Raw genomic sequence first — 13,691 nt, 5'->3', positions numbered from 1 at the left:
GCCACCCACCCCCTTTGCTCTGTATGCGCCGCATGCCTTGAGTCACCATTGATGCAAAATAAGTTGCATCACAAATGGTGCTACTGACGGATAACACCTACCGCGAGCGAGAGCAGCCTCTCTTCTACCAGACGCATAAACTGACAATAAGACAATGAATTTACTGCTGTAAAAGGAATAATCCTCAACGATGCGCCGAGCCGATGAGGTAGACAAGACAACCTGAAATCGTTTTCTCTTTTGAACAATAAGCTGTCTAAAATCAAATAAAGTTGTAAATAATCTTTGTTATGGTGAGCGTATAGCAAGCGGCCTCCCTGTCGCTTCCCCTGCTGGCTCCGCCAGATGCAGCATTTTCTGCGCCTTGAAAGCGAGTTATGACGCCATGATCACCATCACCCTCGATGGGGCTCAGTTGACGGTTGACCCGACCAGAACCCTGCTCCAGATAGCCAAACAGCACCAGATCGACATCCCCTCCCTGTGCGGTGACAACACCAGCGCCCCCAAGACGCCGTGCGATCTCTGCGTGGTCGAGATTGCCGGTCTCGGCATCCGCCGCGCCTGCGAAACGCACCCCGAGGCAGGGATGGTGATCACGACGCAAAGCGATGCCCTGCGCGCACACCGCCAGCTGGCGCTCGGCCGCATCCTCGCAGATCACTACGCTGATTGCGAAGCCCCCTGCCAGCGCGCCTGTCCGGCCGGGGTGGACATTCAATCCTATCTGCATCACATCGCCATGGGGGATCACCAGGCGGCAATGGCCGTCATCAAACAGACCCTGCCGATGCCCCTCTCCATCGGCCGGGTCTGCCCCGCTTTTTGTGAGGCAGAGTGCCGCCGCGCCTTAGTAGATGAGCCGCTCGCCATTCGCCAGCTCAAGCGTCACGCCGCGGATCTCGATCTGGCAGAGGTTGCCCCCTATCAACCGGCAAAGAAGCCCGCCAAGGGCAAGCGAGTTGCCATTATCGGCAGCGGCCCGGGCGGCCTCACCTGCGGTTACTATCTGGGTTACGAGGGGTTCGAGGTCGATCTGTTCGAGGCGATGCCCGAAGCGGGTGGCTGGCTGCGCTACGGCATCCCCGAATACCGGCTGCCCAAGGCGATCCTCGATCAGGAGATCGACCTGATGTGCCAAAGCGGCATGCGGATCCACACCAGGCAGCGACTGGGCCACCAGCTCACCCTCTCGGCGCTGTGCCGCGACTATGATGCGGTCTGTCTGGCGGTCGGTGCTTCCAAGGCGGTACCGATGGATTACCCGGGCAGCACCCTGGCAGGTTGTTATCTCGGGGTCGATTACCTCAAGGATCGGATGCTGGCCAAGCGGCTCACCACCGGCAAGAAGGTTGCGGTGATCGGGGGTGGTAATACCGCTATCGATTGCGCCCGCACGGCGGTCAGGCTGGGGGCTGACACCACCCTTATCTATCGCCGCACCCGCGCCGAGATGCCCGCTGAAGCCTACGAGATTGACGAGGCGGAGCACGAAGGGGTTCGCTTCATGATGCTGACCAATCCGGTAGAGAATCTGCCGGACAGTCGTGGTCGCGTCTGTCAGGTGCGCCTCGAGAAGATGGCCCTCGGCGAGTCGGACGCCTCCGGCCGTCGCCGCCCGGAGCCCACCGGCGAGTACCTCATTGAAGAGTTTGATACCGTGATTGCGGCGGTGTCGCAGCAACCGGATCTCAGCTTTATGGAAGGGGAGCCCCTCACCCTCCCCTTCACCCGCTGGCAGACGCTGGAGTCCCACCCCGAGACCATGCACAGCGGCCACGGCAACCTGTTCGCCATCGGCGATCTGCGCCGCGGGCCCGCCACCGCCATCGAAGCGGTTGCCGATGGCCGCAAGGCGGCGCTGGCCATCGATCAGTTCCTCCACGGTGACATGATCAATACGGTTCCTCCTTTCAACGCCTGCAAGGCTCCCACACTCAAGCAGGTCGATCCCGCCCAGTTTGCCCACCTGAAAAGAGTCGCCCGCACCATCATGCCTCATCTGGCGGATGACGAACGGGAGGGAAGCTTTGCCGAGGTGGAGCGAGGTCTGAGTGATGTCGATGCCCGCAGCGAAGCCAGCCGCTGCCTCGAGTGCGGCTGTCAGGCCAACACCAATTGCGCGCTGCGCGACTATGCCACCCAATACAAGGTCGAGCAGAGCGCTCTCGATACCAGTCAATGCCAGAAGTTTGCAGTGGATAACAGCAGCGAATTTATCGTGTTCGATGCCAACCGCTGCATTGGCTGCGGCCAGTGCGTGCAGACCTGTGGCGAACAGGCGGTGCAGGGTGTGCTGTGCTTTGCCAAGAACAGCGATGGCACCCTCTCGAACCGCCCGCAGTTCGACACGGGGCTCTCGATGGGTGACTCCCACTGCGTGCAGTGCGGCGCCTGCGTACAGGTCTGCCCCACCGGGGCCCTGGTGGATGCCCGCGACAAGTCGCAGGGGCGCACCGAGCTGCTCACGCCGGTCAATACCATCTGCACCTACTGCGGGGTCGGCTGCGGCGTCACCCTCTACGTCGATGCGGCGCACAACCGCATCCGCTATGTGGAGGGGAATCGCAACTCGCCGGTCAATCAGGGGCTGCTCTGCGTCAAGGGGCGCTTCGGCTTTGACTTTATTCAGAGCGAGGAGCGCCTCACTACCCCGCTTGTCCGTAAAAATGGCGAGCTGGTGCCCGCCAGCTGGCAGGAGGCCATCGCCCTGGTGGCCGAGCGCTTCACCGCCCTGCGCCAACGCTATGGCAGCGATGCACTGGCGGGTTTCTCTTCGGCCAAAACCACCAACGAAGAGAATTACCTGTTCCAGAAGTTCATGCGCCGGGAGCTTGGCACCAACAACGTGGATCACTGCGCGCGGCTCTGCCACGCCTCCACCGTCACCGGGCTGGAGGCATCGCTCGGCAGCGGCGCCATGACCAATGACATCCCGAGCATTGATCACTCGGATCTCATCTTCATCATCGGCTCCGACACCTCGGCGGCCCACCCCATCATCGGCTCCCATATCAAGCGGGCAGTCACCACGGGCAAGGCGCGGCTGGTAGTGGCCGATCCCAAGCGGATCGAGATGGCCGACCATGCCAGCCTCTATCTGGCCCACCGCCCCGGCACCGACGTGATGCTGCTCAACGGCCTGATGCAGCAGATCATCCAGCACGACAAGGCCTACATCGCCGCACGAGTGGAAGGGTTCGAGGCGCTGCAAGCAGAGGTGCTCTCCCCGGACTATGCACCGGACAAGGTGGCCCTCGTCACCGGCGTACCGGCCGAGCAGGTGATCGAGCTCGCGCGCCTTATCGGCACCGCCGAACGCACCGCCATCTACTACTCCATGGGGATCACCCAGCACACTACCGGCCACGACAACGTGCGGGCCATCGCCAACCTGCAACTGCTGTGCGGCAACATCGGCATCGAAGGGGGCGGCATCAACCCGCTGCGGGGCCAATCCAACGTGCAGGGTGCCTGTGACATGGGGGCGCTGCCCAACTGCCTGCCCGGCTATCAGAAGGTGGCCGACCCAGAGGTACATGCCCGCTTCGCCACCGCCTGGCAGCAACCGGACTTACCGCGCACGCCCGGCCTCACCCTTACCGAGACCATCGATGCCGCCTGTGCGGGCAGCATCAAGGGGCTCTATGTGATGGGGGAAAACCCGGTGCTGAGCGATCCGGATCAGCACCACGTCATCGAGGGGCTCAAGCAGTTGGAGTTTCTGGTGGTGCAGGATATCTTCCTCTCGGAAACCGCACAGCTCGCCGATGTGGTGCTCCCCTCCTGCTCCTTTGCCGAGAAGAGCGGCCACTTCACCAACACCGAGCGGCGAGTTCAGCGCATCTCCCCCGCCCTCAAGGCACCGGGCGACGCGCGGGAGGACTGGTGGATCATCCAGCAGATCGCCAACGCCATGGGGGGCGACTGGCGCTATCAGAACGCCCAGGAGATCACCGCCGAGATCTGCCAAGTCACCCCGCAATACGCCGGCATCCAGTGGGATAAGGTGGGTGTACAAGGGCTACAGTGGCCCTGCAACGACGCGGTGCCCGAAGGCACTCGCCTGCTCCACGGCAAGCAGTTCACCCGTGGCAAGGGGGAGATGGTCGCCACCCCGTTCCGCTATGCAGCCGAACTGCCCGACGAGACCTATCCCATCGTGCTCACCACCGGCCGCCTGCTGGAGCAGTTCCACACCGGCACCATGACCCGCAAGACCAAGGGGCTGGACAAGCTGGCAGGCCCGCGGGTGATGATGAGCGTGGCGGACGCCGAGCGGATGGGGATCAGCAACAGTGAGCGGGTGAAGGTCACCAGCCGCCGCGGCCATATCGAACTGCCCGCCTTCGTCACCAAGCGGATGCAATCGGGCGTGGTCTTTATCCCGTTCCACTTCGCCGAAGCCCCGGCCAACCGGCTCACCATCAATGCCACCGACCCCCACGCCAAGATCCCCGAGTTCAAGGTGGCAGCGGTGCGCATCGACAAGCTGACCAGCCAACACACCTCGACACCACAGCCAGAGATGGAGATAGCCTGACCGGAGATCAGGTAACACGCAGGATAATCCGCAATAAAAAGAGCCACCCGACGGGTGGCTCATTGCGTTCATCAATACCACAAGCCAGATCATTATCAGTCCCCGGACGCTACTGTCAGGGTCATACCAATACTCATACGATCACCTCTGGCGAGTAGCCGCAAACCGGGGTGACCGGCCAGGTGGTGGGCATTGGCGGCGTGACTCTGGGGCTCCAGACAGACAAAGCCACTCCCCTCATCGGGCTGGTAGAGCATCAGGAAGGCACACTCGCTTGAAACCAGCAGCCGCTGCTGGCGGGCAGTATGGTCAAGCTCGGCCTGGCCGCGCCAGCCGCCATAACAGTGGTTGAGCCACCCTTGCGGGCGAGCCCACTGACGAAAGTCGAGGTGGGGCGCCAGCCTGCTCGACCAGTCGTTCGGCAGATGATCTGCTCCCTCTTGCCAGACGCCGCTCGCCAGAAAGCGAATCTTTGTCTGCTCGTCGCGCCAGAAGAAGGGGTGAAAACCCGCGCCGTAGAGGCAGGGGCTCTCCCCGAGATGGGTCAGGCTGATCCGCACCACCAGGTTCGCTCCCTGGAGCCGATAGTCGATCTCCGCCAGATAGTGAAAGGGGCCATTCTGGCTGGTGAGCTGCAAAGTCACCGAGCAGTCGGTCAACGCCACTAATTGCCATCGCTGCAACCAGCCATCCCCATGCAGAAAGAAGTCGGGATCGAGCTCGCTCGCGGGCAGCGAACAGTCATCTCCCCACAGTTCGAACCGGTTGCCTGCGACCCGGTTGGCCAGCGGCAACATGGGAAACAGCGCGCTCTGGCCGGGATGCCATGGCTGCGCCAGGTCAGTGTCGCGCAGCAACGGGCGCCCCTGCTCATCCTCCAGCCCCAGCAGACAGGCTCCTTGTGTTGAAACCCGCATCCGAAGATGCGGGTTGCCCAATGTGTAAACCGTCATGCCGAGGCGCTCGCCTTGGTCGGCGTCAGTTCGACCTTGCCCTGGGCCAGTTGGGCTTCCAGTGCCTCCAGCGTCACCCCCTTGGTCTCGGGCACCTTGCGATAGATAAAGATGAGACCAGCGAAACAGATAAGGCCATAGAGCAGGAAGCTGCCTGCGGCGCCCAACCCGGCGTTAAGCAGCGGGAAGGTGTAGGTCAGCACGAAACAGGCGATCCAGAGCGCCAAGGTTCCGGCCGACATCGCCAGCCCGCGCACCCGGTTCGGGAAGATCTCCGAGAGCAGCACCCAGGTCACCGGCGCCAGGGTCAAGGCATAGATGGCGATGGCCGCCAATACCAGCAGCAACACTGGCAGCCCCAGTACGCCTGTGGCGTAGGCCGCCGCCATCATGCCGTAGATAATGGTCAGTCCCGCCGAGCCAATCAGCATCAGTTTGCGGCGGCCAATCTTGTCCACCATGGGCAGCGCGATCAGGGTAAACAGCAAGTTGATAAGACCGGTAGCTACGATGGATTTGAGGGTGCTGTTGATGTCAAACCCGGCGGAGGCAAAGATCTCCTGCGCATAGTTGAAGATGACGTTGATGCCGCACCACTGCTGGAACACCGCCAGCACAATCCCGATGATGAGGATCGGCCGCACCGAGGGTTTGCCCAGCTCCGCCAGCGACACCTTGTGGGTCTCACCCACCAGAGTCTGGCGGATATCGGCCAGGGTCTGCTTGGCATAAGCATCCCCGCCAATCTTGCCGAGCATGCGGGAGGCTTTCTCATACTGACCATCTTTGGCCAACCAGCGCGGTGACTCCGGCACGAAGAACATCAACACCAGAAACGCCAGCGCAGGTACCAGCTCGGCACCGAACATCCAGCGCCAGCCGGACTGGCCGTTCCAGGTCGCCAGAATATCGGCCTGAGTGGCGTTGCTCGCGACCGGATCGGCGATCATCAGGTTCACCAGCTGAGCCGCCAGCACACCGATGACAATGGTGAGCTGGTTGATGGCCACGAACTTGCCGCGCTTGTTGGCCGGGCTGATCTCGGCGATGTACATGGGCGAGAGCGCAGAGGCCAGACCGATGCCGATCCCGCCGATGATGCGATAAACCACAAACAGATCGAAGTTGCTGGCCGCAGCCGTGCCCCACGCCGAGATGGTGAAGAGGATGGCGGCCAGGATCAGCGGCTTCTTGCGACCGAAGCGGTCGGCTGACCAGCCGGAGATGGCGGCCCCCAGCACGCACCCCACCAGCGCCGAGCTCATGGCCCAGCCGGACTGGGCCGGATCCGTGATGGCGAAATAGGCCTCATAGAAGGGCTTGGCCCCGCCAATCACGACCCAGTCATAACCAAACAGCAGGCCACCGCAGGCGGCCACCAAACAGATCATCCAGATGTAGCTCATATTGAGCCCATTCGTATCCAATTGATTTTTCGTGCGTTCCATGACTCATCCTTTCTATCTTGTCGATTGTAGGGTGCAGTGGCGCCCCTCACCGTGGCGGGGCGCCGGTTTTTGTTATGAGAGTTATGAGTGGAGTGACAGCTCGCGGCAGATCAGGGCAAAGAGGTGCCCCTTGTCGTGAGCCGGGTTAAGGGTGAGCAGCTCTCGCAAGGTCTGTTCACAACCATCCCGCTGACCCAGCCCCAACAGACCGAGCGCCCTGACCAGCAGACAGTGCTGGCGATGTTTGTGCTGCGGGTCGTCATCCAGCACGATGAGATCCGGCAGTGAGACGGCGAAGAAGTCCGCCTCGACAGACTCGCCCATCGCCTGCTCGGCCCAGCCGACCATCCCTTCAAAGAGACGCTGCGCCTCCGCAACCCGACCAAGACGTACCAGCGCCATGCCCTGATAGAAGAGATAATCCACCGGCTGATCGTTGTAGTAGCGGCTGGCCCCCAGCGACCCCTGACCGAGACAGGCCTGTTGCAGGCACTGGGCTGCCAGACTCTGGTTGTCACAGGCCAGATGGCAGAGCGCCAGCAGGTAGTGGATATCGTTATCGGTCTGCCCCACCAGACGCCCCTCCCCCAGATTGAGGGGGTAGTGCAGCGCCTGTTGCAGCAACAAAATGGCCTGCTCGTGGCGTCCCTGAGTCATCAACGCCAGCGCCCGGCGCTGCTGATTGATGAGGTACTGCCCGGTCACCTTGCCCTCGCCCCCCTCCCAGGGGTGGAATTCGCGCAGCCGCAAGATCTCCGCCGCCGCCTCCAGCTGACCGGTGATGTGATAGAGACTGAGCAGTTCGGCAGTCAGATCGTCGCGCTTGAGGGCGACCTCACGATGCGCCTCCAGCAGCGCCAGCCGATCTGCGGGGGCCATGGCGCAACGCTTGTGCAGTTGATCCAGCTCGAACAGCAGCCGCGCATCGTCCGGCTTGAGGGCAAAGGCCCGACTCAGACACTGCTCGGCCGCCACCGGATCGCCGCTCTTGTTGAAGTGATAGATGCCAAGGTTGCGCCAAGCCGGGGCAAATTCGGGTGCCTGCTCGCACACCTGCTGCCACAGAGCAATCGCCTGCTCATAGTTGCGCTTGCTGTAGTGGAAACAGCCCAGCAGATAGCTGGCAAACCAGCTTTGGGGCAGTTGCGCCAGCATCGCCACCTCGCCAAGGGTATTGGGGAAGCGCACCTTGCGGCCAAAGGCCTGCTCGGCCCGTTGCAGCAGGGCATCCTGCGCCTCACCTTCCGGCAACAATGCCGCCTGGAACAGCAGCGGCAGGGTCTCCTCCACCGGCAGTGTTGAGAGCAGTTGCTGCGCCAGCTCGGGGCGTCCCAGCGCCAGCAGATTGCTTGCCAGGAAACAGAGGTTCACCCCGCGCCCATTGCACAGGGTGCGCAGCGCCTCGAGATCGCTCGGCTGCTCGCTTGCCAACCAGCGCAAGAAGGCGAGCTGATAGTGAAGTGGATAACGGACGCGCTGCTCGTCGATATAGGCGATGGCTGCCTCCCGCTGGCCGGACTCCAGCAGCGCCAACCCTTTGAGGGCAACGGCGCCGTAGTGGGTGCCGTTGACCGCAAGACTCTTCTCGACAAAGGGCAGCGCCTGCAGCGGGTCACGGCGCACCATGGTGATGCGAGCCAGCCCGAGGAAGCCGCTGTCGCGGCAGTTACCGCTCCAGGTCGCCTTGTAGAAGTCATCGAAAGCGGCATCGAACTGGCCCAAACGCTCCTCGATGTGGCCGCGCAGCAAGCTCGCCTTGCCACACTGGGGGTTCTTGTTGAGGCGATGAGCACGGACCAGCGCCTGATTGACGTAGGTCAACGCCTGCTCATAGTTGGCGCGGTTGTACTCCAGCGTTGCCAGCGCCAGATTGCAGCGATAGTCGCCACGGTCTAGCTCCAGTGCCCGCAGGTAGTAATCAAAGGGCGAACGGCTGGCATGCAGATACTGCTCAAGATGCTGGCCGATGAAGTAGAGCTCGTCGACCGAGTCGAGATTGACGGCGGGCTCCGGCGCAGTAGCCTGATCCGGCAAGGCCTCGCCTGCGGGCTGATGCTCGAGATAGCTCAGGATCGACTGGCCCTGCTCATCCAGCAGGCGTACCTGCAAACGTCCCTCGCTGGTGATGGCCTGCGGCTCAAGCCAGGCCTGACCCGGTTGCAGATCCAGCGTCTGGGTGAACAGCACACCACTCTCGTCACTCACTTCGAAACGGGCGTGGCACAGCGGCGCGATGGCGTAGGCACCGCACAGCAGGCCATCATCGCTGCGCTCCAGCTTGATGGCGGCGCGGGTGTTGGCATTTTGCAGGGTGCCGAGGGTGTTGTAGGGCAGGAAGTTCTGCACGAACACCTTCTCCTCCCCCGCATCCAGCCAGGTGAAGTCGGGCTGATTGTCGGTGTAGACCCCGGTCATCAGCTCGATATAGGGGCCATTGTCATCGGTCAGGTTGCGATCCCATGCCAGACCGAAGTCACAGTTGCCCCAGCTCCACTGCTTCTTGCCCGGCGAGACGTGGTGATCCGCCACGTGCAACAGACCGCCCTGCTCGTCATGGCAGTAGGCACCGACGAAGTCGTAGTCGGACTTGTCCGCCATATAGGAGGTGGGCACCGGGATATTGCGGTAACGGGAGATATCGACCCCGGCGGAGTAGTCCACCTTGTAGTAGGTACCGCGGGCGATGGGGAAGGCACTGACGTCGCGCTTGCCGTGGTCATAGACGGCGGTCACATCGGGCGGGAAGACGCTCTGGTGGGCATCGCCCCCTTTCACTGCCGGGTTGGACCACCAGAGGAAGTGGCGCGGCGTGTCATTGCCGTTGAACACCTTGCCGGTGATCTCGATAAGCGCCTTGTCGGGATAGAGGGTGAAGCCTGCCATTACCTGCAGACCGCGCATCGGCTCCACCTCGCCGAGCCAGACGGTCTTGGCGCCGCCCTCGCGCTCCGCGATGGTGAAATCCACCGGCATAAAGGTGGTAGGTCTGTGGTGCTGCGGCCAGTTGAACTCGATACCACCGGAGATCCAGGGACCCACCAGCCCCACCAGCGCCGGTTTGATCACCTCGTTGTAATAGACGAAATCCCGCTGCATCACCTTGTCATAGGCACGGTGGATGCGGCCACCCAACTCCGGCAGCAGCATCACCTTGATAAAGTCATTCTCCAGCCAGACCGCCTGATAGGGCTTCATCTGCTTCTGGCCGGTGAGGGTGTCGATCACCCCATAGGGATAGACGGCCCCCGAGGAGCCCTGATAGACCCGCTTCTCGAGAAACATGGGGTTGGGATCTTCGGCGCCCACCTCGTAGGTCGGCAGTGAGATGGTCTCAACCCAGACCTTGACATCAGCTCTCATTAATCTCGCCTCACTCAACATTTGTTAGTAAAGTTTTCAGTGAGACCAGATTAGAATGGTTAAACCACTATTAATTGCCTAAAGATCACGCAATACAGTAAGCGGAGTTTAGTGAAGTGATGAGCATAGGGTTGAACAACCAGAAGGTACGCCACCACAACAAGCAGGTGCTGCTGGCCCTGCTCTATCAGCTCAAGGAGGCGAGCAAATCCACCCTGGCCCGCCACTGCGAGCTCTCCATCCCGGCGGTCAGCAAGATCCTCGACGAACTGGTGGCCGATGGCGCCATCAGCCACAGCGATCAGAACCTCTCCCAGCGCGGCATCAATGGCGGCAGCTACCGCATTGCCAGCGGCCAGGGGGCCATTCTCTGCCTCAACATCAGCCCCACCCGTCTGGAGAGCATCCTGGTGGATAACCTGATCACCCCGCAGGGTGAGTTCAGTGACCAGAAGATTGCCCCGCAAACCCCCGATGAGCTGCTGCGCCTGATTGAAGCGCACTACTACCAGCACAAACGCCGCCACAAGGGGCTGGCGATCCGGCTGGCCCTGTCGGTACACGGCCAGGTCAACCCGGCGACCGGGGTGTCGCAAACCATGCCGCAAGCCCCCTGGCACGCGCCGGTCGAGCTCAAGTACCTGCTGGAGGAGCGACTGGGTTGCGAGGTAATGGTGGATAACGACTGCATCATGCTGGCGTTGGCCCAGAAGTGGCAGGGCCGGGAAGGAAACGGGGATTTTTGCGTCATCAACGTCGATTACGGCATCGGGTCGGCCTTTATCATCAACGGCCAGATCTACCGGGGCGCCCTGTTTGGCAGCGGCCAGATAGGCCACACCATCATCAATCCGGACGGTAGCGCCTGTGCCTGCGGCCGCTATGGCTGCCTGGAGACAGTCGCCTCGCTGTTTGCCATCAAGAAACGGGCCCAGGTCTTTCTCAAACAACAAGCCAGTGCCGACAACCCGGCGCAGACTGGTGTAGAGCTGGATACCGCCCAACTGCTCACGCTCTACCATCAGGGGGATGCAATGATCCGCGCCCTGGTGGACGAAGGGGCCCGCGCCATTGGCCTGAGCCTCTACAACTTCCTCAATATCCTCAACATCAACCGCATCTGGCTCTATGGCCGCAGCTGCCACTTTGGTGAAACCTGGCTGCAAACGATCGTCAGTCAAACCGGCGCCAACCCGTTCGACTGCAGCGATGCGGTCAACGCCACCCATATCCGTTTCGGCCAGCTCAGCCGCGCCCAGCAGGTGATGGGGATTGGCTATCTCTATGTGGAGCGAGCCTTGGCAAAAGCCATGTAAAAAGGGCAGGTTTCACAAATGAAACCTGCCCTCACGATCTGGTGCCGATAAGGGGAATCGAACTCCTGACCTTCGCATTACGAATGCGCTGCTCTACCAACTGAGCTATACCGGCTTGTTGCTCTCCACATTCATAAAAAATGACCGGCAAGTCAATTGAGCCAGCTCGATTTTATGAGTTGGCTCATGGTGTTAGAGCCCGATTTACAGATCGACAAACTCGGGGATATGGGCCCGGCCGCGGCTTTCGAGAAATTCGAGCAGGGCACGGGGGGAGCGCACCAGGATCCGCTCTTGCGGGAAGCCCGCTTCGGTCACCAGACGATGGCAGTGGTCAAAATCGCCAAGAGTAAATGCCACGTGGGAATCGGAGCCGAAGGTGAGATAGGCCCCCAGGTCTCGCGCGGCTTCAACGATGGCACGGCAGTTGCCTTCGCTACCCGGGCGCGAGTGAATAAAGGAAGAGTTGTTGATCTCAAGCGCCACCCGATAGTCGGCCGCCGCCTTGACCACCGCCTGAATGTCGATGGGAAATGAGGGGTTACCCGGGTGGCTGATCATATCGACCCGGCCGCTCTTGATGGCGTTGATCATCGCCTGGGTATGGGTTGCCTGATCGCAGGGAGGGAATACCTGCTCATGAAAACCCGCCATGATCATGTCGAGGCGCGACTCATAGCGCTCGGGAAAATCGATCTCCCCGTCGAGGTTTTTGATGTTGGCCTCGATACCCCGCAGGATCCCTACCCCATCCACCACTCTTGGCAATATCGGCAAGTTGGCAAAATGCCAGACATGAGGGGCATCGGCCATCTCGGGCCCGTGATCCGTGGTGGCAAACAGCTTGATCCCCTTGGCCCTGGCTATCGGCAGATAGTCGTGGATGGTGCTGTAGGCATGGGTGCTGGCAATGGTGTGAGTGTGGGTATCGACCGGGTACTTCATCTTCTCTCCCCTCATATTTTGAAAGGGCAGCATAGCAAAGAGCGGCAGCTTGGGCCACGCCAGTGCTTGCCACACTTTGTCACAAAATACCGCGAAGCTGACATAGTCTGAGGGGCTCTGGCTGGCATACTGCCCCCGTCGATACATGCCTGAACTCGCATCGACAGTTTGCCGTCAGGATGACGCGAACTCACTTTCCCCACCGTCGCGCCCTGCGGCGGTTTTTTTTGCCTGCAAACCGCAAACCGGTAACAGACGCGCAAAAAAAGGCCCAACTAGCATGGTGCAGGTTGGGCGAGACTTAATGTTTAATTGCAGTGGCATAGATATAGAGTCCTGCTTTTTGACTAAGTTCCGCCCACTTTGCTTTTTTCATCGAAAAACATTCCGCTAACACTCATTCACATTCTCTTGACACTTCACGTTATGAAACGTACTTTTTAAACATTCGTTTAAGTGAGGTGTCCAGTGAGTAAAATCGATACCAAAAACCGTATTCTCGACGCCGCTGAAGTGCTGTTTGCCGAGCGGGGATTCGCCGATACCTCTTTGCGTCTGATCACCAGTGAAGCCGACGTCAATCTGGCGTCGGTGAATTATCACTTCGGCTCCAAGAAGGAGCTGATCCAGGCGGTGCTGGACCGCTATCTGAGCCTGTTTATGCCCGATCTCGATGCCCGCCTGCGGGTACTGATGGAGCAGGAGCAGCTGACCCTGCTGCAACTGTTTGAAAGCTTTGTCGAGCCGCTGATGAAGCTCTCGGCGGTGCGGGCCAATGGCCCGGCCATCTTCATGCAGCTGCTGGGACGCGGCTATATCGACAGCCAGGGCCACCTGCGCCGCTTCATCACCGCCCACTACGGCCCCATTTTGCAGAGGATCACCCAGGCCATCTCCAAGGCCAATCCTGCCCTGTCGCCGGCAGACCTCTTCTGGCGCCTGCACTTCACTCTGGGCACCGTCGTATTCACCATGGCCTCTGCCGATGCGCTGCGCGACATCGCCCTGGCCGACTTTGGCCAGCAGCTCGATGTAGAAGGGCTGGTGCGCAACGTTATTCCTTATCTGGCGTCCGGAGTCGGGGCGCCCGTGGAGTCGACCAGGCTCTCCCTGGCCGTGTAACAAC

7 protein-coding genes and 1 tRNA gene are annotated in these 13,691 nt (G+C 61.0%); 3 read left to right on the top strand and 5 right to left on the bottom strand.

Going from position 1 to position 13,691, the window contains the following annotated elements; translation table 11 throughout:
- Positions 1–364: 364 nt before the first annotated feature.
- Positions 365–4,543 (top strand): formate dehydrogenase subunit alpha, encoded by a 4,179-nt coding sequence (gene fdhF / locus AACS18_RS06565; protein ID WP_258228873.1) that lies wholly within the window; start codon positions 365–367, stop codon positions 4,541–4,543.
- 95 nt (positions 4,544–4,638) lie between these two features.
- Here fdhF and AACS18_RS06560 read toward each other — a convergent pair whose 3' ends face one another.
- The 3 genes from AACS18_RS06560 to AACS18_RS06550 form a co-directional block, all read right to left on the bottom strand.
- On the bottom strand, positions 4,639–5,496 hold the full coding sequence (locus AACS18_RS06560) for an aldose 1-epimerase (protein ID WP_108613968.1): 858 nt from the start codon (positions 5,494–5,496) through the stop codon (positions 4,639–4,641).
- The gene (locus tag AACS18_RS06555; RefSeq protein WP_033136275.1) at positions 5,493–6,944 is read right to left on the bottom strand and encodes a sugar porter family MFS transporter; all 1,452 of its coding nucleotides are present in this window, start codon (positions 6,942–6,944) and stop codon (positions 5,493–5,495) included. Before AACS18_RS06555 ends, AACS18_RS06560 begins: the two co-directional genes overlap by 4 nt.
- Positions 6,945–7,025: 81 nt before the next feature.
- The gene (locus AACS18_RS06550; RefSeq protein ID WP_108613967.1) at positions 7,026–10,304 is read right to left on the bottom strand and encodes a DUF5107 domain-containing protein; all 3,279 of its coding nucleotides are present in this window, start codon (positions 10,302–10,304) and stop codon (positions 7,026–7,028) included.
- A 119-nt stretch (positions 10,305–10,423) separates the two neighbouring features.
- Between AACS18_RS06550 and AACS18_RS06545 the strand changes: the two genes are divergently transcribed.
- On the top strand, positions 10,424–11,620 hold the full coding sequence (locus AACS18_RS06545; protein WP_181363421.1) for an ROK family transcriptional regulator: 1,197 nt from the start codon (positions 10,424–10,426) through the stop codon (positions 11,618–11,620).
- A 39-nt stretch (positions 11,621–11,659) separates the two neighbouring features.
- On the opposite strand, the gene AACS18_RS06540 is transcribed toward AACS18_RS06545, so the two are convergent.
- Together AACS18_RS06540 and AACS18_RS06535 are read right to left on the bottom strand one after the other, a co-directional pair.
- A tRNA-Thr gene (locus tag AACS18_RS06540) sits at positions 11,660–11,735 on the bottom strand.
- An 89-nt stretch (positions 11,736–11,824) separates the two neighbouring features.
- Positions 11,825–12,565, bottom strand: coding sequence for a phosphatase (locus tag AACS18_RS06535; RefSeq protein WP_108613970.1), 741 nt, complete (start codon positions 12,563–12,565; stop codon positions 11,825–11,827).
- A 468-nt stretch (positions 12,566–13,033) separates the two neighbouring features.
- On the opposite strand from AACS18_RS06535, the gene AACS18_RS06530 reads away from it, so the two are divergent.
- Positions 13,034–13,687 carry a TetR/AcrR family transcriptional regulator gene (locus AACS18_RS06530; RefSeq protein WP_005334507.1) on the top strand — a complete coding sequence of 218 codons (654 nt, stop codon included), beginning with the start codon at positions 13,034–13,036 and terminating at the stop codon, positions 13,685–13,687.
- Positions 13,688–13,691: the final 4 nt, after the last annotated feature.

The organism is Aeromonas sp. HMWF015, assembly GCF_963878965.1.
GTDB lineage: Bacteria > Pseudomonadota > Gammaproteobacteria > Enterobacterales > Aeromonadaceae > Aeromonas > Aeromonas veronii.
The sequence above is the reverse complement of the archived record's forward strand: the minus strand, read 5'-3'. Positions and strand labels throughout refer to the sequence as shown.